Raw genomic sequence first — 23,332 nt, 5'->3', positions numbered from 1 at the left:
CGTCTTTCTTTTATTTAGCGGGTTTAGGATGAGGATGTTCTTCTTTACGGGTGATGCGGGGCAGAGGTTCATGAAATATGGCGTGATAGATAATTTCTTTCCGGTCTAGCAGAAATTTTCGATAAGCGGTGTCGCTCATACCGTGCATGTTCTGCAAAACGGTTTTGGCTAACAACGGATAGTTACACAGGGAGATCAGGTTAATGACGAAGTGCTCGGCCGTGATGGGGAGCAACCTGCCCTGGGCGATCTCCTCTTCCAGGTCTTTCCGGATCAGGTCGCTGGACCTGATCTTCGTCTGGCACAACACCTTCACCTTCTCGGGGTTACGCGCCGTTTCGGTGATGATGAAGTTCTCCAGGTAGGGGTATTTCAATCCGTATTCCACTACGATATCAATAAACAAACTGATCTTCTCCCGGAAAGGCAGCGCCGACGACAGCACGGCACGCGCGCGCTCCCGCTTTTCGTTGACAGCCTCTTCCAGCAGCGTATCCATCAATTGGTCGCGCGAACGGAAATAATAGTGTATGAGGGCCCGGTTAACGCCGGCCTCGTCGGCAATCTCCTGGGTGGTCGCGTTCAAAAAGCCCTTCTGAAAGAACAGGGTCTTGGCTTTTTCCTTGATCACGGCCTCCGTCTGGGCTTCGGCAATTGTGCTCACTTATCTTTTATGTTTAACAAAATTGTTAAACGAAACCCGGGCCATTCCGTTCCCGTTTCCACCCCCAAACCCCAACTATTTTTTTGAAAGGCGATTTATAAGGCTCCAAAGGCATATGCACACGTTTGCTGATTTACCCGCCATTGTCCACCGTTGCCGGCCGTTGTGCGCCGTTGTTGGTGTTCTTCACCAACAACCCATTCGGTGTGCACCCCCCCATGAACAGGACGACTGATTTGCCGATCCCTCTTGGTCAATTGCTATTTATAATTAGCCCCACCAATCATACAAATCCCCATTCCGATTACGCCGACCCCCGTTGTTGGTGTCCCACCAACAACTTCTTTCGGTGTGGTCCCCAGGAAAAATAGTTGGAATGGCCGCCCGGTGTTAACAAGAAATGCGGAAGTTGTGTTTTTGGAGGGGGTATGTTGTGGAATGTGTTATTGATGATCGGGGGATGCTGAATGAAGGTCATTGGCGGAACGCCAACAACCGTGCAAAGTGGATATGGAATGATGCTGGTTTAGGTAATCCCAACGAAATCGTGTCACCGGTTAACGTGGCGTGATGTCGAATGATGTTGTTGGTGAAGAACACCAACAACGGCGACAACGGCGTCACAACAACGACGCGACGGCGTCACAACGACACGCTCAATCCTCATACACCAAATCCTTCTCAACGATCACCTCGTCCTCCTCCTCAGCGTCATGATGGCGTTTCTTTCGCGCCAGGAAGGAATACATCGCGGGGATGACAAACAGGGTGAGGATCAATGAGAAGATCACCCCACCGACAATCACCAACCCCAACGGCACACGACTGCTTGACGCAGCACCCAAGGATAATGCGAGCGGCAAAGACCCCAACGCCATGGCGAGGCTTGTCATTAGGATGGGACGGAGCCTTAGCTTGGAGGCCTCGATCACGGCCTCGAGTTTGTTCATGCCTTCTTCGCGTTTTTGGTTGGCGAATTCCACAATGAGGATCCCGTTTTTGGTGACCAGGCCGATGAGCATGATGATGCCGATCTCCGAGAAGATGTTGATGGTTTGTCCGAAGAGGAGCAGGGCCAGGAAGGCTCCGGTCATGGCCAGGGGCACCGTGAGCATGATCACAAACGGATCGATATAACTTTCAAATTGGGCAGCCAGCAAGAGATAGATGAGCACCAAGGCCAGCACAAAGGCAAAGGCCGTGTTGCTCGAGCTTTCGGCGTAGTCGCGCGACGAGCCGCTGAGCGAGGTGGTGAAGCTGTCGTCCAACACGGTGGTGGCGATTTCCTGCATCGCTTTCACGCCGTCGCCGATGGTTTTGCCCGGGGCCAGGCCAGACGAGATGGTGGCGGAGCGATAGCGGTTGAAGTGATAGAGGGCCGGGGGTGTGGTGGATTCTTCGATGGTGACCACGTTATCGAGCGAGATGAGATCGCCCGAGGTGGTGCGGACAAAGAGGGCCTTGAGGTCGTCGGGTTCGTCGCGGTTGATGCGGTCCACCTGGCCAATCACCTGGTATTGCTTGCCGTCTTTGGTGAAGTAGCCAAAGCGCAGGTTGCTATAGGCCAACCGTAGTGTCTCCGAAATGTCGGCCACGCTCACCCCGAGTTCGGTGGCTTTGAGGCGGTTGATGACGATGCGGAGTTCGGGCTTGTTAAATTTGAGATCCGTATCCACGCCCAGCAGCGTGGGATTGTTGCCGGCGGCCTCCAGGAATTTGGGCAGGGCGGCCGTCAGCTTTTCAAAGTTATTGTTTTGGATCACGAACTGCACCGGTTGGCCGGCGCGGCGGTTCGTGGAAATGGTTTGCTCCTGTGCGACAAATGCCTTGCCCGCCGGAAACCGATAAAGATTTCGGTTGATCATGTTCACAACGTCTTGCTGCGAACGCTGGCGCTCGTTGGGGTCGTTCAGAAATGTGCGTACAAATCCGCTATTGACCCCGCCGGTACTTCCTCCGCCTGCACTGCCCGCCATGGAGTAAACGATGTTTGCTTCGGGGACGGAGTCCATGACAAATTCCGTCAGGCCGTCGATGTACTTGTCCATGTATTCGAACGACATACCTTCCGGCGCCGAAACCGTCATCCGAAATTGATTGCGGTCTTCCAGGGGCGCCAGCTCCGAAGGCAACACTTTGATCATAAAGTAGGACCCGACTACGCAGAGGAGGATGATCACGATGCCTACCCAACGAACTTTCATGAAGGCGGCGAGCGATCGGCGGTAGCCGTTCTCCATGCCGTTGAAAAGCGGTTCGGTCAGCGTGTAGAACCTGGTTTTTTTCCGGTGATCGCGCGTCAGCTTCACACTGAGCACGGGGGTCAACGTCAGCGACACAAAGCAAGAGATCAACACGGCGCCGGCCACCACAAAGCCGAACTCCCTGAACAAACGTCCGACAAAGCCCTGCATGAAGATGATGGGCAGAAACACCACGGCCAGGGTGATGGACGTGGAGATGACGGCAAAATAAATTTCCTTCGATCCTTCGCGGGCCGCCTTGAACTTGTTCATGCCGCCTTCAAGCTTCTTGTAAATATTCTCCGTCACCACAATCCCGTCGTCCACTACCAATCCCGTGGCCAATACGATGCCCAGCATGGTGAGTACGTTGATGGAAAAGCCCGCCACGTACATAATAAAAAAAGTGGCAATGAGTGACACGGGGATATCGATCAGCGGACGTATGGCGATGATGAAATCTCTAAAGAATAAGAAAACGATCAGCACGACCAGCAGGAAGGATAGGATGAGTGTCTCCTGTACTTCGTGTATAGAGCGTGTGATGAAGATCGTTTGATCGGTGGCGATCGTCAGCGTAATGTCATCGGGAACTTCTTTTTTGATCTTATCCAGGCGCTTGTAAAATTCGTCGGCGATCTCTACATAATTCGAACCGGGCAGGGGGATGAGGGCTACGCCGATCATGGGCACCAGCCGGCCTTTGAGCATGATCTCTTCGTTTTCAGGTCCTAACACAGCGCTGCCTACATCGCGCAAGCGAATGGAGCCGGCGGGCCCGGTCTTGATGCGTACGTTGTTGAAGTCGTCTTCAGTAAACAAGCGGCCGAAGGTGCGCACGGTAAGTTCCGTGGCGTCGCCCGCAATTTTTCCCGAGGGCAGTTCCACGTTCTCTTTGTTCAACGCGTCCAGCACGTCCAGTGGGGTAAGGCTGTAAGCCGTGAGTTTACTGGGATCAAGCCAGATTCGCATGGCGTATTTCTTTTCACCCAAGATGCGAACGTAGCTCACACCCGGAATGGTTTGAAACCGTTCCATGAGGATGTTTGTGGCGTACTCCGTGAGCTCGAGTTGATTGCGCGCGTTGCTCTGAACCGAGACCGAGATAATATAATCCGAACCGGCATCTGCCTTCGATACTTCGGGTGGTGCATCCAAATCTTGCGGCAGCTGGCGCATGGCCTGCGAAACTTTGTCGCGCACGTCGTTGGCCGCTGCCTCGAGGTCAACGCCGAGATTGAACTCGATGTTGATGCTGCTGACGCCCTGGCTGGAATTGGAGGAGATGTTCTTGATGCCGGCGATGCCGTTGATGGATTTCTCGAGGGGCTCGGTGATCTGGGATTCGATAATATCGGCGTTCGCGCCCGAATAAGAGGTGCGGACGCTGATGTTGGGTGGATCGATGGCAGGGTAGTCCCTTACGCCCAGGAATGAAAACCCGATGGCGCCAAAGATCACAATGATCACGTTCATCACCACGGCCAGCACAGGCCGCTTCAAGCTGAGCTCAGAAATATTCATCGTAAGGCGAAGGTACAACGGCGAGGCCTAAAAAACGGGGATTTTTATATGAAAGGAGTGTTATGACGTGGCCGGATTCCGCGGCGCGGCAACGTATTCGGACGGGCCCCGGACTTGCAGGAGAAGAAGAACATGCGTTTATTAACACCATGAACATCCCCAACGGCCTGGTTCTCTCTGGCGGCAAAAGCACGCGCATGGGGAAAGACAAATCCCTGATCGCCTACCATGGGGGTAAGCCACAACGCGAATACGTATTCGATTTGTTATCGGAGTGTTGCGACAACGTATTTACTTCTTGTCGCAAAGAGCAGGAAATTCCCAAACACCTGAATCCGCTGCCCGATCGCTATGATTTTGGCGGACCCGTCAACGGCATTCTCAGCGCCTTCGCCCTGCACCCGGACAAAGCCTGGCTGGTCGTGGCCGTCGATATGCCCAACGTGACCTCCCGGGCCCTCCAAACCCTGCTTTCACAGCGCGACCCAAACCGTTTGGCCACCTGTTTTCTTAACCCACAAGAAAATGCCCCCGAACCGCTGCTCAGTCTTTGGGAGCCCGCGGCGTTCTCCCTTTTGTTGGAAAATGCGCAGGAAGGAAACATCAGCCCGCGGTCTTTTTTGCGTTCACCCAAAGTGAAGCATATCGTGGTGGAGGATCTGACCCTTTTTGAAAATATCAATTATCCGCACCAACTGCCACCGGGTCTCTAACCAGGTTGAATTCCTGCAGGGCTTTCGCGAGGTTCTTGTGCTCGTGACCTGAACTGCTCAGCTTCAACAAAGCAAAACGCTGCAGCGTGCTGAGCCCTTGCCACTGCGCCAGCGAAAGCGCATGACCACATTCATAAAGTTTTTTTGCGAGCAGTTCCGGTATCGACGACAGTACTGACCACGGTGGATTTTCGCCGATGGCGATGGGCGTGGCTTTGTTGCCGGTGCGCCACCAGATGAGGTGTTGCAGGTAGCTGCGATAGCGATCGGTTTGTTCTTCGGAGTGACAAGGCGCCACAGCAAGCGCTTCCCGTTCTTCGGGTGAAAACTTGCTCCACTCCGCCAGCTTTAACTTCACCCCGCAAGCGTCGAGCTTGAAACGGACGATCATGGGGATGCACCGGACGTTGTCTTCGACGAAATCTTCTTCAAACTTGAAATATTCGATGGCGAGCGCGGTCATGGTTTAGCGTGTTAAGGGTTTTACAGCGTGTACAGAAACAAATGATGTTACCTGTGGCAAACGTTCGGCCACTACTTTGCCGATCACGATCACGGCAGGTGTTCCAATCTCTTGAAGTGCGGCTTCCGCTACAATGGTCGAGGCACAGGCGGTAATACTTTTTTCACTTAGGGTGGTGGCATTTTGAATGATGGCCATGGGCTCATCGGGTGAACGCTCCTTGCTGATGAGCGCAGCGATCTCCGGCAGTTGCGACATGCCCATCAGCACGACCACCGTGGCCGATGATTGCGCCGCCAGGAAAAGGTCATGGCCGATCTCCCCCGAAGACAAGGTGCCCGTGACCACCCAAAAACTTTCATTCACACCGCGCTTGGTGAGGGGAATGCCCACCGACGCTGGCGCAGCCAAGGCGCTGGAGATGCCGGGGATGATCTCGGCCGTCAGCCCACGCCGCGTGACATAGGCCAGCTCTTCATGCCCTCTGCCAAACACAAAGGGATCTCCACCTTTTAATCGTACGACGCACGTGTGGCGGATGGCATAAAAGACAATGAGTTGGTTGATCTCGTCTTGTGAAAATTCCTTTTTGCCTTTTCGCTTCCCGACAAACACACGCTTGCACTGGGGTGCAGCGTATTGCAATAGCTCAGGCGCCACCAGAGCATCGTATAAAACGACATCGGCTTGTTGCAGGGCTTTCACGCCTTTAACAGAGATCAGGTCCGGATCGCCAGGGCCGGCTCCCATAATGATCACCTTTCTTTCCTTGACCATAGGTTTAAAATATTTACGTAATAATACGTAAAATATTTGTAAAGCATGTCTATAAATACGTATTATTACGTAATATTTGTCCATTTATTACTTAAATCGTTTGCAATGAAACGTATCATCGTCGTAGGGAATGGAATGGTCGGCTACAAGTTTTGTGAAAAACTACGTAAGCAAGGGGTGGCCGCCGAAGTGATCGTCTATGGAGAGGAGCCGAGGCCGGCCTATGACCGGGTGCACCTCAGCAGCTTTTTCTCCGGCAAAACGGCCGAAGACCTTTTGATGGCGCCGGCGTCGTGGTATGAAGAACACCATATTGTATTGCACACCGGCGAGCTGGTAACGGAAATAGACCGGCAACAAAAAACGATCACCACGCACACGGGCAAGACCGATCGCTATGATTACCTGGTGCTGGCCACAGGGTCCAGTCCCTTCGTGCCCAACGTGAAAGGCGTGGAGCGCGACGGCGTGTTTGTGTATCGCACCATTGAAGACCTGAACCAGATCATTGACTACGGAAAGAAAGTGAGCCGCGCCGCCGTGTTGGGAGGAGGACTGTTGGGTCTTGAAGCCGGCAAAGCACTGGTGGACCTGGGATTGGAGACGCACATCGTGGAGTTCGCCCCGCGTCTGATGCCCCGGCAACTCGACGAGCAAGGTTCGGTTATCTTACAACACAAGCTCTCACAACTCGGCATTGTGGTTCACCTGAATAAGAGTACCAAGGAGATCGCCGGTAACGGCAAGCTGGACGGTCTTGAATTTGTGGACGGCTCGTTTCTCCCCATCGAAATGCTGGTGATCTCGGCCGGTATCCGTCCCCGCGACGAAGTGGCAAAAGGGTGTGGCCTCGAGGTGCACCCGCGCGGTGGCGTAGTGGTGAATGACTTTTTGCAAACCAACGACGAAAATATTTTTGCCATCGGCGAAGTGGCCGTCCACAGCAACATGGTCTATGGCTTGGTGGCCCCAGGCTATGAAATGGCCGACATCGTGGTGCGTCAGATCGCCGGCGATTTCTCCAAAACGTTCCAGGGCTTCGACATGTCGACCAAGCTCAAGCTGATGGGGGTGGATGTGGGCAGCTTTGGCGATGCCCTGGGGGAAACACCGGGATGCATTCCCATTGCCTTCCAGGACAAACACAACGGGGTGTATAAGCGCATCAACATTTCTGCCGATGGAAAACACCTGTTGGGCGGCATCCTCGTAGGCGACGCCAAGCAATACAACCTGTTTCACCAGATGGCCGCCAACAAGATGCCACTGCCGGCACAGCCCGAGTCACTGATCATTGGAGCGCCGGGCAAAGGCGAAGAGGGCGCGGGGGTGAAGAACCTGCCCGACTCAGCCCAGATCTGTGCCTGCGAAAACATCACGAAAGGTGACCTCGTGTTCCAGATCACCGAAAAGGGTGTGAAGACCCTCGACGACCTCAAGCGCTCGACCAAAGCCTGCACCGGCTGCGGCGGTTGCACACCGATGGTGAACGACATCCTCAAGATCACCCTGGAATCGCTGGGACATACGGTGAAAAAATCCATCTGCGAACACTTCGACTACACGCGCCAGGAACTTTACGATATCGTCAAGATAAAAAATATAAAAACTTACGACGCCCTGCTGGACAGTCATGGCAAAGGCGATGGCTGCGAAGTGTGCAAGCCGCTGGTGGCCTCGGTGCTGGCCAGCGTGTGGAACGAACTCATCGTGTCGCAGGCAACCATCCAGGACACCAACGACAGGTTCCTGGCGAACATTCAACGCGGGGGTACCTATTCGGTAGTGCCGCGCATTGCCGGGGGCGAGATCACGCCACAGAAGCTGATGGCCATTGGGCGCATCGCCGAAAAATATGGACTCTACACCAAGATCACCGGCGGCCAGCGCATCGACATGTTTGGTGCCCGCGTGGACCAGTTGCCTGAGATCTGGGAAGAACTGATCGACGAAGGTTTTGAAAGCGGCCATGCCTATGGCAAGGCCTTGCGCACCATCAAAAGTTGCGTAGGCTCGACGTGGTGCCGCTATGGGGTGCAAGACTCCGTGTCGTTCGCCATCTTCATCGAAGACCGTTACAAGGGATTGCGTGCCCCGCATAAATTGAAAGGCGCTGTGTCGGGATGTATCCGGGAATGTGCCGAGGCACAATCGAAAGACTTTGGCATCATCGCCACCGAGAAAGGCTGGAACCTCTATGTGTGTGGCAACGGCGGATCGCGCCCCCAACACGCCAAGCTGCTGGTGACCGACGTGGACACCGACACTTGCGTGAAATTGGTGGACCGCTTCCTCATGTTCTACATCCGCACCGCCGACCCGCTCACCCGCACGGCCACCTGGCTCAACAAAATGGAAGGCGGTCTTGAATACCTGCGCGACGTGATCGTGAACGACAGCCTCGGCATCGGCGAAGCACTGGAAAAAGAAATGGCCGAACTCATCGCCAACTATGCCTGCGAATGGAAAAAGGTGGTGGAAGATCCTGCCTTGCGCGCCCAATTCAAACACTTTATCAACGAAGACAGCACCGACAGCACGCTGTCGTTCGTGGAAATGCGCGGACAGAAATGCCCGCCCGACTGGAATAAAAAATAAAAAGAACGAATGGAAATACTGAACGACATCCGCTCGCTGGCCACCACCGAAAGCGACATCAAAGTATGGTATAAAGCCGCCCGCACGATCGACTTCCCGGAGAATGGAGGGGCCTGCGTGAAATACAAGGACCAGCAAATTGCCGTCTTCAATTTTTCAAGACGCAACGAATGGTATGCCTGTCAGAACCTCTGCCCGCATAAGATGCAGATGGTGTTGTCGCGGGGCATGATCGGTTCGGCCGGGGAAGAGCCCAAGGTGGCGTGTCCCTTTCACAAGAAAACATTTTCGCTGCGCAACGGCGAATGCATCAATGCCACAGAAGAAAAACTCGCCGTCTTTCCCGTGAAGGTGGAGGATGGTTTTGTTTACATAGGATTCGCCCGATAGAGTATCGTTAGGTTTTTATTTGGTTTAGGTTAATATCCGTTAGGGGTAGTGCCGCCTCAGGACAGGGCGGCACTTTATTTATTAGTATGTACAGCTAAGTAAATAGCGACTAGATTTTGCGTAAATTGCTACGTATATGCACTTAAATCTTCAGTCTGGGGCCAATTCGAGGATAAAATTCAGCCGCCTGGGTACGTGGTATATCCTGGCGTTGAGTGCTATTGCCATTATTTCGATTGTGGGACAGGTGTTGATCCAGCAGCATTTGCACGATCAACTGAGCGACTCGCAGGTGGTGAACGTGGCCGGCAAGCAGCGCATGCTGAGCCAGAAGATCGCCAAAACGGTGTTGCTCCTAAAAGCTGACCAAACCGAAAAGGAACGAAACACCCTTCGCGTCAACTTGCAGGAAGCCGCGCATCTTTGGAAGATCTCCCAGGAAGGACTCCAGGAAGGCAACGACAGTCTGCACCTTCCCGGCAACAATAGCCCGACCGTGACCGGCTTGTTCAAAGAGATCTATGATCCCTTCACCAAACTTTACGAAAGCGCCACCCGCATCAGCGCGCTTTTAGCGACCGACCCGTTGACAAGTTTGTCGGCGCTCGACAACGATATACAGATCATCCTAAATCAAGAAGGCCGTTTTCTTTCCGGCATGGATGTATTGGTGCGGCAATACGCAAAGGAGGCCGGCCAAAAGATCGACTCGCTGCGGCGCATGGAATATCTGCTCTTGTTTGTGTCCTTGTTTGTGATCACGCTCGAGGTGTTGTTCATCTTCCGGCCCACGGCCCGGCAGGTGAGCCGCACGGTGAACAAGTTGAGGGCATCGGAAAAGAATTCGCGCAAGCTGCTCACGGAAGTGGGCGCGTTGTATGCTTCGCTGGAAAAATCCTATGAACAACTTTCGACGATCCACGAACCCGTGGAGAATCCGCGTCTCTATGCCAAGGCCGACCACGGCGGGAACGTGACCTTTGTTTCGGAGGCGTTCACGCTCTTGGTGGGACAACCGGCCGTCGATCACGCACACCGCCTCAGCGACCTCTTTCAGGGCATGGCGCTCGCCGGCGATTGGATGGACGAAGTAGTGGACCTGGTCTCGGAGGGAAGCGCGTGGCACGGAGAGCTGCGCTTCCAGGGGGCGACGCGGGAATGTTGGGTGGCCCTGGTCATTCAACCCGTGCTCGGCATGCAAGGAAATGTAGAAGAACTGATGGTGCTGGGAAGCGACATGACCGACCGCAAGCTGGCCGAACAACGCATGAACCGGAAGAACCGCGCCGAGATCGAGAAGACCATCAACCAGCAAAAGTTCCGGTCGGTGTTGATCCTCGAAGGACAGGAGGAAGAGCGCAAGCGCATCGCGATGGACATTCACGACGGCATCGGGCAAATGCTTACGTCGCTCAAATACCAGATCGAATCCATCGATGTCAAAGAAGGGAAGACCGCCAGCCAGAAGATCGCCGATGCCGACCACCTCATCAAGGACGTGATCAAAGAAGTGCGGCGCGTCACGTTCAACCTCAAGCCCACAGTGCTGGGCGACTATGGCCTGCAAGCGGCGCTGAAAGTGTTTATCCACGAGATCGCGAAGCTCACCGATATCAAGCTGGTCTATAAAACGACGGGCGAAATGGAGCGTCTGCCCCAGAAGGTGGAGAACAACATCTTCCGCATCATCCAGGAGGCCATCAACAACGCCATTAAATACTCCGGCGCCGACACCATCGAAGTGGTGTTGCAGCACAACGAGCAACAGTTGCTCATCGTGGTGAAAGATGAAGGCAAAGGTTTTGACGCGCGCATTGTGGAAGCACGCAGCATGAACATTGAATCGGGGAGAGGGTTTTTCAATATGTATGAGCGCACCGAGTACATCAATGGAAAACTCGACATTCAATCCGCCCCGGGTCAGGGCACAACGGTGGCCTTGACCGTGCCGGTGCAGAACGCTGTGTTACAAGAAGAATAAGTTTTAAACAGTAAAGAACAACCTACCCATGAATAAAATAAACATCGTGCTTGCCGACGATCATGTGCTGGTGCGCAATGGTATAAAGGCCATGTTGGAATCGGAGTCCGCCATTAACGTGGTAGGCGAGGCCAGCGATGGCAACGAGGCCCTGGAGTCGGCCAAAGCGCTGCGGCCCGACATTCTCGTGCTCGACATCCGCATGCCCAACATGAATGGACTGGAGGCCGCCGAGAAACTAAAGCAGTATGCACCCGATACAAAAGCCGTGATCCTTTCCATGCACGATTCGGAAGAGTATGTGCTGCAGGCCCTGGATGCCGGCGCGTATGGTTATCTGCTGAAGGACACCGACAAGAACGAATTCATCAAAGCCCTGAAACAGATCCACGGGGGACACAAATATTTTAGCGGCGCGGTCTCTAACGTGCTGGCCAACCGCTTGCTCCACGCCAAGCCAACTACCGGAACACCGGCGGCGGTGAAGGAAGATCCCTATCACCTCACCAAACGGGAAAAAGAGATCTTGCGCATGGTCGTGGATGGAAAACACAACAAAGACATCGCCGATTCTTTGGGCAAAAGCGTGCGCACCGTGGAGACCCACCGGTTCAACATCATGAAAAAACTGGACGTGAACAACGCGGTAGACATGGTGAACAAGACCGTCAAAGAAAACCTGCTTTAACTACGTAGTTTATGCAAACGATTTCCCGTTTAATGCACTCGTTTAAGTAAATATTTACGTATTATTACGTAAAATAAATACCTATTTTACTTACTTTTATTACGTAACAAATACGTAATACAATGCAAGTAACCCAACCCTCGACCTCCATCAACCTGTTGGATTTCAAAAGTGTGCCGATGCGCACTTTCCACCTTACGTGGATCACCTTCTTTGTTTGCTTCTTCGGATGGTTTGGCATTGCGCCGCTGATGCCCGTGGTGCGTGAAGACCTGGGACTGTCGAAAGGACAGATCGGCAACATCATCATCGCGTCGGTGTCCATCACCATTTTTGCGCGGTTGTTGTTCGGATGGCTCTGCGACAAGATCGGGCCGCGCATATCGTACACCATCTTGCTGCTGGCCGGTTCGCTGCCGGTGATGTTCATTGGCTTGAGCAACAGCTACGAGTCCTTCTTGTTGTTCCGGCTCGCCATCGGGGTGATCGGGGCTTCGTTTGTGATCACGCAATATCACACGTCGGTGATGTTCGCGCCCAACGTGGTGGGCACTGCGAATGCCACCGCAGCCGGTTGGGGAAATATGGGAGGGGGTGTGACGCTCATCGTCATGCCGTTGGTCTTTGGCGCTTTCGTGGGCATGGGTTATCTCGACGCTTCGGCATGGCGCTACGCCATGGTGGTGCCCGGTGTTGCCTTGTTCATCATGGGCTTTGTTTATTATTTCTGTACACAAGATACACCGGCCGGAAACCTTAGCGATTTGCGCAAGGCCGATCCGAACTATCAGGCAAAGGCCAAGTCGGGCGAAAGCTTGCTGAGCGTTTGCAAAGACTATCGTGTGTGGGCTTTGTTCCTGGCGTATGGTGCGTGTTTCGGCATCGAGATCACCATCGATAATATTGCTACACTTTATTTTGTCGACAATTTTCATTTGGGGTTGAAAGAAGCGGGGATCATTGCCGGCTTGTTTGGCATGATGAACATTTTTGCCCGCGCCCTGGGTGGCATCTTTGGCGACAAGGCCGGTCGCAAATTCGGATTGAAGGGGCGCATCGTCATCCTCAGCGTTTTTCTGCTCGTGGAAGGATTGGGTCTTATGTTGTTCTCGGCCGTGGATGTGTTGCCGTGGGCCATTGCCGTGATGCTCGGTTTTGCATTGTTCCTGAAGATGTCAAACGGCGCAACGTATTCCGTGGTGCCGTTCATAAATAAACGCGCCATCGGCATGGTGTCGGGCATCGTAGGAGCCGGTGGAAATGTGGGCGCGGTGTTGGCGGGATTTCTGTTTAAGTCGGAAACACTGTCGTATCGCGAAAGCTTGTTCATCATCGGTGTGGTGGTGGTGGGCGTATCCGTGATCTCCTTCCTGTTGAGTCTTCCCAAGACCGTGGAAGTGAGCCAACCGGAATTGCAACCGGCTATGGAAAAAATTAAAGCCTGATCGATATGCGGAAATTTTACTTCATCATAACACTGCTGGCCGCTAGCTTTGGCGTGACCACCACGCTCCGCGCCCAGGTGACCCTCTCCGGACAACTGCGCACGCGCACGGAATTTCGCGACGGTCAGGGAACGCCTTCGGTGAGAGATACCGTCCCGGCCATTTTCACCTCGCAACGCACGCGGGTAAATGTGGGCTACACAGGCTACCGTTTCAAAGTATATGCTTCGTTGCAAGATGTGCGGGTATGGGGACAGGATGCATCGACGATCAATCGCAACACCACCGATGCCTACGACGGCTTTATGGTGCACGAAGCGTGGGCTGAGATCAGTTTGCTCGACACGGGGAGTGTGATCAAGAACTTCACGCTCAAGATCGGCCGCCAGGAACTCGTCTACGACGACGTGCGCTTGCTGGGTAACCTGGACTGGCTGCAACAGGCGCGCCGCCACGATGCGGCGCTTTTGAAATTCGAGAACAAAGGATGGACGCTTCACGCCGGCGCAGCCTTTAATCAGAATGCAGAACGCAAATCGAACACAGCCTATAACGGAGTACCGGTAGGCTACACGGCGGGCACGAATGGCATCGGGGTCATGTATAAGTCGATGCAATTCCTTTACGCGGCCAAGAAGCTTTCGTTTGGCACCGTTTCATTCCTGGCCTTCAAAGATGACTTCAGCAAGTTTCACTTCGCCGCGACGGATGTAGAGAAGAAAACGCCGATCTATGACCAGGGCGTTTGGAGCCGGTACACGCTGGGCAGTCACTTCACGGGCACCGTTCTTAAAAAGATCGCGCTCACCGCCGATGGATTTTATCAGGGCGGTCACTATCGCGAAGGCACTTCGTTAGACGAATATTTCCTGTCGCTGGCGGCCCTCTATGCCGTCACCCCCAAGTTCAGCGTCGGACCTGGGGTGGACATTACGTCGGGTAACAACGGGTCCGATCCTACAAAAAAATATCAGCGCTTCGATCCGCTCTATGGCACCCCGCACAAGTTCTGGGGCTTCATGGATTACTTCTACGTGGCCGACGGCTTTGGCGCCAACGGGCTGGTGGACACTTACCTGCGCTCGCGCTACAAAGTGAAAGACAACCTGTCGCTTTCGCTCGACGCCCATCAATTCGCCCTTCCCCACGCCGTGACGGACGAATCGGGAGCGCTGCTGAGCAAAACCCTGGGCACCGAAGTGGACTTCGTCTTCAACTATGGCCTCACCAAGATCATAAACATCGAAGGCGGCTATTCTTTGATGTCGTCTACCGCCACGATGACATCGGCCAAAGTGAAGAACGTAAAGAATGCTTCGGACTTTTCGCAATGGGCCTATGTGATGCTCTCGATCCGTCCCGAAGGCATACTGGATAAAAAAACAAAGTGAGATCAAAGGGCTTTAGCCTGAAGTATAAACAATACCCCCGGGCTTTAGCCCGGGGTACAATACCAACACTCGAAAGGGCTTTAGCCCTGACCGCACATGCACGATACAAAGAACACCTATAAGACAACATGCTCCTACTGCGGCGTAGGCTGTGGCATCGTGGTGAAAAAAGGACGACACGACAACCTCACGCTGGAGGGCGACAAAGACCACCCGGTGAACCGCGGCATGCTGTGCTCCAAAGGCATGAACCTGCACCACGCCATGCACGACCAGCGCGACCGGCTGTTGTATCCGGAGATGCGCAAGAGCCGCCATCATCCCATGGAGCGCGTCTCGTGGGACACCGCCATGCAACGCGCGGCCGCGGTGTTCTCTTCGCTCATCAAAACCTACGGACCCAACTCCGTAGGCTTTTATGTTTCAGGACAGTGCCTCACGGAGGAGTATTACGTGGCCAACAAACTGGTGAAAGGATTTCTGGGCACCAACAACATCGACACCAACTCACGCTTGTGCATGAGCAGCGCCGTGGCCGGCTACACCAACATGCTGGGCGAGGACGCCGTTCCGGTCTCTTACGCCGACGTGGAACTCGCCGATTGTTTTCTCATCGCCGGTGCCAACCCGGCCTGGTGCCACCCCATCCTGTTCCGGCGCATCGAAGCGCACAAGCAAGCCAACCCCGACGTGAAGCTGATCATCGTGGACCCGCGCAAGACCCAAACCTGCGCCAACGCCGATTTGCATTTGCAGCTTCTTCCCGGGACCGACATCTATCTGTACAACGCCATCGCCCGCGTGCTCATCGAGAACGGCGATGTGGACTACGACTTCATCAACCAACACACCGAGGGCTTCGAAGAATATCGCGCGTCGGTTTTCCAATACACCGTGGCTGAAGCCGCACGCCACTGCGACGTGAAAGAGAGCGACATCCGGCTGGCGGCCTCTTACATTGCGGCCTCGAAAGGATTTCTGACGCTGTGGGCGATGGGATTGAACCAAAGCGTGATCGGCGTAAAAAAGAATTTTTCACTGATCAGCCTAAACCTCATCACGGGCCACATCGGCAAACCCGGCTCCGGACCATTTTCCCTCACCGGCCAACCCAACGCCATGGGTGGACGCGAAGTAGGAGGTCTCGCGACAATGTTGGCGGCACACCGGACGATTGCCAACCCGCAGCACCGGAAAGAAGTGGCTGAATTCTGGGGCGTAGATTCCATCTCGGACAAACCCGGCTACACCGCCACGCAAATGATCGAAGCCCTGGAACGCGGCGACCTCAAAGCGGTGTGGATCATATGCACCAACCCGCTGGTGAGTTTGCCCGACTTGAAACGCGCCGAAGCGGCGCTGAAGAACGCGCGCTTCGTGGTGGTGCAAGACATCTCAAGACTTTCGGATACCGTTGCTTACGCCGACCTGATCCTTCCCGCGGCAGGCCATTTTGAAAAGGAGGGGACGATGACCAACTCCGAGCGACGCATCAGTCACCTGCGCAAAATTGTAGACCCACCCGGCGAGGCTCGTCCCGACAGCGAGATCCTTTGCACGTTTGCCAAGGCGATGGGATTTCATGGTTTCGACTTTGCATCGCCGGCGGAAATATTTGCCGAGCACGCCAGGCTAACCCAGGGAACGAACATTGACATCAGCGGGCTGTCTTATGAACGGCTGCAAACCGAAGGCACCTTGCAATGGCCGGTGCCCGATGAAACACATGGAGGTACGGCACGTCTTTTTACAGATCACCGTTTTTATACGCCATCCAAAAAAGCAAAATTCTTCACCCTGGATGCACCACAAAATTTGTCGGACCCGCCGACCGCGACGCATCCGCTCATCCTCACTTCGGGCCGCATCCGCGATCAATGGCACACGATGACCAAGACGGGAAAAGTGAACCGCCTGCGTCAACACATCGACAAACCTTTCCTGGAGATCCATCCCTTTGACGCCGCGGCGCGTAACATCCGCGAAGGCGATCCGGTGGTGATCAAAAATGAACATGGGGAAGCGCGCGTATGTGCCAAGATCACAGAAGAAATAAAACCCGGCGTGGTCTTCATGCCCATGCACTGGGGAAAGCGCATGACCAACGACCTGGCCCGCGCGAACAACGTGACCAGTTCGCGTGTGGACCCGATCTCGAAAGAACCCGATTTTAAATTTTCGGCCGTCGAGGTATATGCCTACCGCAGACCGGCGGAAAAGATCCTGGTAGTGGGTGCCGGAGCAGCGGCCTATCGTTTTATCTGCACCTATCGCTCGCTAAACGTGGAGGACGAGATCACCGTGATCTCGAAAGAAAAGTATCCCTTCTACAACCGCGTGTTGTTGCCGGAATATGTGAACGAACATTTGCCCTGGGAACGGCTTCAGAAATTTCAGGACGGCGAGTTCGAAGCGTTGAATGTGCGGTTGCAATTGGAGAACGAGATTGTGGCGATCAACCGGAAAGAAAAGTTTGCCGTCGATAGATTTGGGGAACGCCATGCCTACGATAAACTTATCCTGGCCACCGGCACGCGGGCGCACGTTCCCAACGACGCTCCTGTGAAGCTCCCCGGCGTGTTCACCATGCGCACCCGGCCGGATGCCGACCGCCTGAAGGCGCACCTGAAACCAAAAGGCCACGTGCTCATTGTGGGCGGCGGATTGCTGGGGTTGGAGTTGGCAGTTTCCCTTCGCGAAATAGACATCTCCGTTTCCATTTTACAATTGAGCAGCCGTCTCATGGAACGCCAGGTAGATCAGATAGCCGGGGAGTTGCTTTTGGAGTTTATCGAAGAGAGCGGTATCGTGGTGTACATGAACGACCAGGTGCAGTCGGTTTTGTTTGATGAGGCCACCGAGATGCTGGTGCCGCAGTTGCGCAGTGGCAAGGAGGTGCATGTAAATGCCATCGTCTACGCTGTGGGAACGCGCCCCAACATCGAGTTTGCGCAGGAGGCCGGGATCGAATCGGGTAGGGGCATTATCGTGAACGACTATTTGCAGACCAGCGACCCCGACATCTTTGCCATCGGCGAAATTGCCGAGCATCGCGGCAAGACGCTGGGCATTACCTCGGCTGCGGAAAAACAAGCCGACGTGCTGGCGCGTTTTCTCTATGGCGACGCGCAAAGCGAATACGACGGAGCGGTGCCCATGAACATTTTGAAACTGTCGGGCCTGGACCTTTGTTCGATTGGCCTGTCGGATATCCCGGCCAACGAAAAGGACTACGACGAGATCCTGTTTATTGATAAGTCGATGCGCTATTATAAAAAGTGCATCATCAAAGACGACCGGTTGGTGGGCGCCATCCTGATTGGTGACAAAAGCGAGTTTGCCGAGTTCAAGTCGCTGATCGAGAACGGCACGGAACTTTCCGAACGTCGCATGCAGTTGCTGCGGTCGGGCAAGGCGGTCGAGCCGGTGTTGGGCAAGCTGGTATGTTCGTGCAACCAGGTGGGCGCCGGCAATCTGGAGGCGCTGATCCGAGGTGGTTGTACCAGCCTGGGCGACCTTTGCAAGCAGTCGGGCGCTGGTTTAGGATGCGGCAGCTGCAAGCCGGAGATCGCGCAGATGCTGAAAACGGCAAAAGTTAGTGCGTGACCCATGGAATTGACAAATAATTCTTTTAGTATCAAAGCGGGAAACTGAAGGTATGCAAGGCGACGAAAAACGCGATCTCATCCGGGTATTTGTAAAAGGCGGCTTTCTTTCGCCGGCGGCACTGCTCAAGATCATGGAGCTGTCCAAAAGCCTGGGCAACAAATATGTGCTCTTTGGTTCGCGACAAGACATCATGTTTCCCCGCAACCAGGCCGGCGAAGCCCAGGTGGATGCCGTGTTCAACGCCATCAAAATAGAACACGAACTCTCGGGCGACCAATCGGTCCACCAGAACATCGTGAGTTCTTACGTGGCCGTGAACGTGGTGGACACCACGCCCTGGGTGAAAGAGGATACCTACAATGTGTTGATCGATGCATTCGAGTTCACGCCGCGTCTCAAGATCAACATCGTCGACCCCATGCAAAGCCTGGTGCCGTTGTTTTCGGGGGAGTTGAATTTTATTGCGTCGCGCGAGGAGAATTACTGGTACCTCTACATTCGCGATACCCGCAAAGGCAACCTGCTGGAGTGCTGGCCCAAACTTATCTTTGGTCAGGACATTCCCAAGATCGCCCGTGAGTTGGAGAAGATCTTTCAGGAGTTCCTGCCGTTTACAACCGAGGAGTTGTATCTCGTGCTGAAGAACAACTACGTGCGGATCAACTATCACCCGATCACTGAAAAGCTCGCCTTCACCGAAACAGCGTTTCCATACTACGAAGGCTTGAACGCCATGCTCAACAATCAGTATTGGTTGGGCTTATATTGGCGCAACAACCAATACGACATCGAATTCATGAGCGCGGCCTGCCGGCTGTGCCAGGAAACCAACATCAGCAAGATCAACATCATTCCCTGGAAGGCGTTTGTCGTGAAGGGCATCAAGGCCAGCGACCGCCTGCGGTGGCAGAAGGTGATGGGCAAATTCGGGATCAACGAACGCCATTCCTCGCTGGAGCTCAACTGGCACTTGCCCGTGATCGACGCCGAAGCCCTGGAGCTAAAACGATTCCTCGTCCGCGAGCTGGATCAACAAGACATCAGCACGCACGGCCTCACATTTTCCATAAAGACCAACCGCGAAAGTTTTCATTTCACTTCCGTGGTCATTGCCCGGAGCCAGATCGGTGGCACGACCACAGGCGAGTATTATGACATCTCCTACGCCAAAGATTTTAATCCCAACACGATCACCTACATTCCCTACGCCCGGCGTGTATCCAAAGAGTTGATCCCCGCCTTGCTGATCGAGTTGAGCAAACTCTACTTCCGCCAACTCAACCCCGAGAAGGAACCGGCCAAATCCCCAGCCGCCCCAACGGTCAATGGCCATCCCGATTCGATCTATCAATGCAGCAACTGCCTGACCGTCTACGACCAAAAATACGGCGACGAGATCGCACATGTCCCGGCCGGCACAGCGTTTAGCGAATTGCCCGAAACATATCGTTGCCACGTGTGTGATAGTGAGAAGAAATATTTTGTTGCCGTAAAAGAATAATACCGGGCGGCCCCCCTCGGAAACCTCGGGGCCGGGCTATCCATTCCAAGTCCGTCCACGCTCCAAAGCCCACGCACTTCGGGCTTTCCATTGCTATCCCTGGCCGTTGTCCTCTCCAACCGCCCCACCCACAACACCATCTTCCCCCTCGGGGAAAGTCCCAACGCAAAAAAATCACCCCCATTTTAGAACCCCATCCAACAACCCCTTCCCAAGGGTGGCCTTCAAAGGAACTTTTGGTCCTTTGAAGGCCGGGGTTCCCTCGCCTCAACTCCGTAGGAGTTGTCCATCATAAACCCGGATTTCAATCCGGGGAAAACGAGGCAACGGCAAACGCGCCACAGGAAAGTTTGATCGAGCCTCATACGGTTTGGCGCGCCTATGCACGTTGCCTCCGTGCGCAGCGCGGTGTGCGCCATGATCGCGGCGTGCTTCTATTTTCGTGAACACGTGGCGCAGGAGACTGTATGTTCGTATACACTGGGTTGGCACCCGGTGTTATGATGGAGACCTCCTACGGAGTTGGAGGGTCTAGGTCAATGAGCGCTGAAGTTGCGCCACATCGTTTGAACGCGGGTGCTTGCGAAAAAGGATTGTTGATAAAATGAGGGAAATGATGAGGAGGGAAACTAAGGTCCACCAATATACCATAACCATGGTATTGCAACCCATCCTGCACGCGCTATCTTTAATCATTGAAATTGTTTACCCTTTAATCCCACCCGCATGCAAAAAGAATGTTCCACCACCCAGTTGTACGAATGGACGGCAAACTTCAACAACAATGAAGCATTGCCCTTTGTCACAAAATCAGGCCTCATCGAACTCGATGAACTTGAGAAATTCATTTCAAAGATCAGGCAGCAGCATGCCGATAGCGTCCGCATCTGTTTCGCCAGGTTTCCCGTGAACGATACGCCAACCGCGAAAATCTTATGGGAAGATGGCAGGCCGCGTGAAGGTTGCCACTGGCACCAAAGCGGGAAAGGCCTCACCCAGGCAACGATCGTTATGGTTCCAACAAAAAACTTTAAGCTGGACGAGGAGTTCATCTTCTCGGCCGACGACCTCCAGGTAGAAGATCAGATCACGGTGTTGATGCCCGGTATCGGGGATAAAGGAACAGGGCTAAACCCACCCAGCCCCAGTAGATAATAGTTAGACACAAACCCATAGGTTTTAAAAAATGATATCGGTTGTTCCTTTGATCGTGGCAGGGTTGGCGGCTGGTATCAGTACAATCAGTTTCTATTATCGTTATCCCATCGCGCTGAGAAAGCTATCGTTATTATGGATTTTTGATCTTTTCTTCATAGACCTGGCGGGCCACCTGATGAAGGGTTCAGGGATAAAAAATCACTGGCTCTATAATTTTTATTTCTGGATATTTTATCTGGGCCTGGCTTATTTATATCGTGAGCAAATTTTGAGCAAACGCATTCGCTTAAGCATTCTTTATTTTTATGTGCTTTTTCTTTTGCTAGCGGTGTCGGAGTCCGTTTTTACGGGAATCACAACGTTACATACTACAGGCATCGTCGTGGGCGGCGCATTTATGATTTTTCTCACGGTCGCTTATTTCAGGCAACTGTACTTGAGCGAGGAAAATGAAATGATTACCCGCGATCCGTGGTTTTGGTTTAGTTTTGGATTTCTGGTCTATTTTGGCGGAACGATACCTTTTTTAGGAATGCTGAATTACATGTGGGGGAAATATCCGGTCTTCGCCAAGTTTTATTATTTGTATGTCTCTAATTCGTTTGCTATCTTAATGAACGTGCTTGTAGCGGCCGGCTTTTTATGCAGGAAGGATTACCGTTTTCGGAAGTAGAACTTATCTTGTTTGGGAGCACGGTGATCATCCTATTGCTCGCGGGCCTTATCATTTTCTCGCTTTTTATTCATCAAAAAAGAAAGTACCGCTATCTGCAGGACAAATCGCAATTGAAAAACAATTTCGATCGGGAACTCCTCCGGTCGCAGTTGGAAATTCAGTCACAAGCTTTTGAAAGCATATCCCGCGAATTGCACGATAATGTGGGCACCCTCATCTCTATCGCCATAGTGCATTTGCAATCCCTGGAAGTGACCTTACAGGAAGCAGAAAAAAATACAGTGAGAGCGGCAGATGGCTTGCTCTCCGAGGCGATGGGCACCCTCCGGGATATATCAAAAAGCATTCACCCCGAAAACATCAGCCGGCTGGGCTGGCAAGATTCATTTATTGCCGAACTGGACAGGATTTGTAAAACCAAGTTGTTTACGGTGGCCCATTCCATAGAAGGAGACCCGATCGACATCGAACTCGACAAGCAGGTTATTATATTCCGCATCATACAAGAGACATTAAATAACATTGTGAAACATTCTAACGGTAGCCATATCGACGCAAGGATTTGTTTTTCAGATCGCCATGTCGTGATCACGATTGCAGATGACGGAAGAGGATTGAACCGGACGTTGATCGAATTGATGGAATCAGGTTCCGGCGTCAGGAATATGTTCGCCCGCGCAGCCATGCTGCCGGCTGTCCTTACCATTAAACCCGGAAACACCAGTGGCACGGTGGTGGAACTTTCTTATCATGAACCTGCTATGGAGCTGCAAAAAATATGATCAAAACAGCAATTGTTGAAGACCAGGTTAGATACCGGGATCTATTGCGTACGATTTTGAGCAATTCGGATAATATAGAACTTGTTTTTGAAAGGGAACACTGCCGGAACATTGTTGCCGATGTTGTTAAACAGACGCCGGATGTATTGATTATGGATATTGACCTTCCGGGTAAAAGTGGTATAGACGCCGTGGTTGAGCTCAAGGCAGTATTTCCCGGTGTGAAAATTTTAATGCTCACCGTGTTTGAAGACGACGATAAAATATTTGCCGCTATTAAAGCAGGAGCCGATGGCTATCTCTTAAAAAAGGATTCACCACAAAAAATTCTGGATGCCATCCGGGAGCTTCATGAAGGCAAAGCCTCCATGAATGGGTTGATTGCAAAAAAGGTTATGGAATATTTCTACAACAAAAAGCCTATACCCGAAGCGCAGGATTTTCACCTTACAAAACGGGAGCATGAAATACTGAAATTACTCGTGGAAGGCCTAAGCTATAAAGAAATTGCGGCGCACTGTTTCATCTCTCCCGAAACCATGAATTCTCATGTCAAAAACATCTACCAAAAGCTGAATGTGCATTCCCGTGCAGCGCTCGCCGCGCGTTTTGGGAATAAATAACGGTTCCTTAGCGTCAGCCCATCCGGCTGAGTTCATTCCCATTTAGTTTACTGATCTGATCCGGATCCAACAGGGTTTATACCATGTGCATGGTATGAAATCTCCA

17 protein-coding genes are annotated in these 23,332 nt (G+C 53.1%); 13 read left to right on the top strand and 4 right to left on the bottom strand.

From position 1 onward, the window contains the following. Window positions 1–10 precede the first annotated feature (10 nt). Complete coding sequence (locus D4L85_RS29010; RefSeq protein ID WP_119757630.1) at window positions 11–664, bottom strand: TetR/AcrR family transcriptional regulator; 654 nt, start codon at window positions 662–664, stop codon at window positions 11–13. Between the two features lie 656 nt (window positions 665–1,320). After that, window positions 1,321–4,431, bottom strand: a complete 3,111-nt coding sequence (locus tag D4L85_RS29005; protein ID WP_119757629.1) for an efflux RND transporter permease subunit — start codon at window positions 4,429–4,431, stop codon at window positions 1,321–1,323. A 149-nt stretch (window positions 4,432–4,580) separates the two neighbouring features. Between D4L85_RS29005 and D4L85_RS29000 the strand changes: the two genes are divergently transcribed. Beyond that, window positions 4,581–5,144 (top strand): NTP transferase domain-containing protein, encoded by a 564-nt coding sequence (locus tag D4L85_RS29000; protein WP_160144072.1) that lies wholly within the window; start codon window positions 4,581–4,583, stop codon window positions 5,142–5,144. Here the strand turns inward: D4L85_RS29000 and D4L85_RS28995 are convergent. Then, a complete protein-coding gene (locus D4L85_RS28995; RefSeq protein ID WP_119757627.1) occupies window positions 5,110–5,607 on the bottom strand; it encodes a nitrate reductase associated protein in 498 nt (165 codons plus the stop codon). The two genes, D4L85_RS29000 and D4L85_RS28995, sit on opposite strands and share 35 nt — an antisense overlap. 3 nt (window positions 5,608–5,610) lie before the next feature. After that, the gene (gene cobA, locus D4L85_RS28990) at window positions 5,611–6,384 is read right to left on the bottom strand and encodes a uroporphyrinogen-III C-methyltransferase (protein ID WP_119757626.1); all 774 of its coding nucleotides are present in this window, start codon (window positions 6,382–6,384) and stop codon (window positions 5,611–5,613) included. A gap of 105 nt (window positions 6,385–6,489) precedes the next feature. Here cobA and nirB point away from each other — a divergent pair, with 105 nt between their 5' ends. From nirB to D4L85_RS28930, 12 genes are all read left to right on the top strand, one after another. Beyond that, window positions 6,490–8,982, top strand: a complete 2,493-nt coding sequence (gene nirB, locus D4L85_RS28985) for a nitrite reductase large subunit NirB (protein WP_119757625.1) — start codon at window positions 6,490–6,492, stop codon at window positions 8,980–8,982. A gap of 9 nt (window positions 8,983–8,991) precedes the next feature. Continuing rightward, a complete protein-coding gene (gene nirD / locus D4L85_RS28980; RefSeq protein ID WP_119757624.1) occupies window positions 8,992–9,372 on the top strand; it encodes a nitrite reductase small subunit NirD in 381 nt (126 codons plus the stop codon). 136 nt (window positions 9,373–9,508) lie between these two features. Next, on the top strand, window positions 9,509–11,353 hold the full coding sequence (locus tag D4L85_RS28975; RefSeq protein WP_119757623.1) for a sensor histidine kinase: 1,845 nt from the start codon (window positions 9,509–9,511) through the stop codon (window positions 11,351–11,353). 28 nt (window positions 11,354–11,381) lie between these two features. Then, window positions 11,382–12,041, top strand: a complete 660-nt coding sequence (locus D4L85_RS28970) for a response regulator (RefSeq protein ID WP_119757622.1) — start codon at window positions 11,382–11,384, stop codon at window positions 12,039–12,041. 122 nt (window positions 12,042–12,163) lie between these two features. Continuing rightward, window positions 12,164–13,486 (top strand): MFS transporter, encoded by a 1,323-nt coding sequence (locus tag D4L85_RS28965; protein ID WP_185154862.1) that lies wholly within the window; start codon window positions 12,164–12,166, stop codon window positions 13,484–13,486. A gap of 5 nt (window positions 13,487–13,491) precedes the next feature. Then, window positions 13,492–14,877 (top strand): alginate export family protein, encoded by a 1,386-nt coding sequence (locus D4L85_RS28960; RefSeq protein ID WP_119757621.1) that lies wholly within the window; start codon window positions 13,492–13,494, stop codon window positions 14,875–14,877. Between the two features lie 96 nt (window positions 14,878–14,973). Continuing rightward, on the top strand, window positions 14,974–18,483 hold the full coding sequence (locus tag D4L85_RS28955) for a nitrate reductase (RefSeq protein ID WP_119757620.1): 3,510 nt from the start codon (window positions 14,974–14,976) through the stop codon (window positions 18,481–18,483). A 52-nt stretch (window positions 18,484–18,535) separates the two neighbouring features. After that, complete coding sequence (locus D4L85_RS28950) at window positions 18,536–19,987, top strand: rubredoxin domain-containing protein (RefSeq protein WP_119757618.1); 1,452 nt, start codon at window positions 18,536–18,538, stop codon at window positions 19,985–19,987. A 726-nt stretch (window positions 19,988–20,713) separates the two neighbouring features. Continuing rightward, window positions 20,714–21,142: a hypothetical protein gene (locus D4L85_RS28945; RefSeq protein WP_119757616.1), complete on the top strand. Its 429-nt coding sequence runs from the start codon at window positions 20,714–20,716 to the stop codon at window positions 21,140–21,142. Window positions 21,143–21,173: 31 nt separating this feature from the next. Next, window positions 21,174–21,818 carry a hypothetical protein gene (locus tag D4L85_RS28940; protein ID WP_119757614.1) on the top strand — a complete coding sequence of 215 codons (645 nt, stop codon included), beginning with the start codon at window positions 21,174–21,176 and terminating at the stop codon, window positions 21,816–21,818. Window positions 21,819–21,931: 113 nt separating this feature from the next. Beyond that, window positions 21,932–22,603, top strand: coding sequence for a sensor histidine kinase (locus D4L85_RS28935; RefSeq protein ID WP_160144071.1), 672 nt, complete (start codon window positions 21,932–21,934; stop codon window positions 22,601–22,603). Continuing rightward, a complete protein-coding gene (locus D4L85_RS28930) occupies window positions 22,600–23,226 on the top strand; it encodes a response regulator transcription factor (RefSeq protein WP_119757610.1) in 627 nt (208 codons plus the stop codon). The genes D4L85_RS28935 and D4L85_RS28930 overlap by 4 nt, the downstream gene beginning before the upstream one ends. Window positions 23,227–23,332: the final 106 nt, after the last annotated feature.

This window comes from Chryseolinea soli, assembly GCF_003589925.1.
GTDB classification, from domain to species: domain Bacteria; phylum Bacteroidota; class Bacteroidia; order Cytophagales; family Cyclobacteriaceae; genus Chryseolinea; species Chryseolinea soli.
This window is presented reverse-complemented; position numbering and strand designations above follow the sequence as displayed.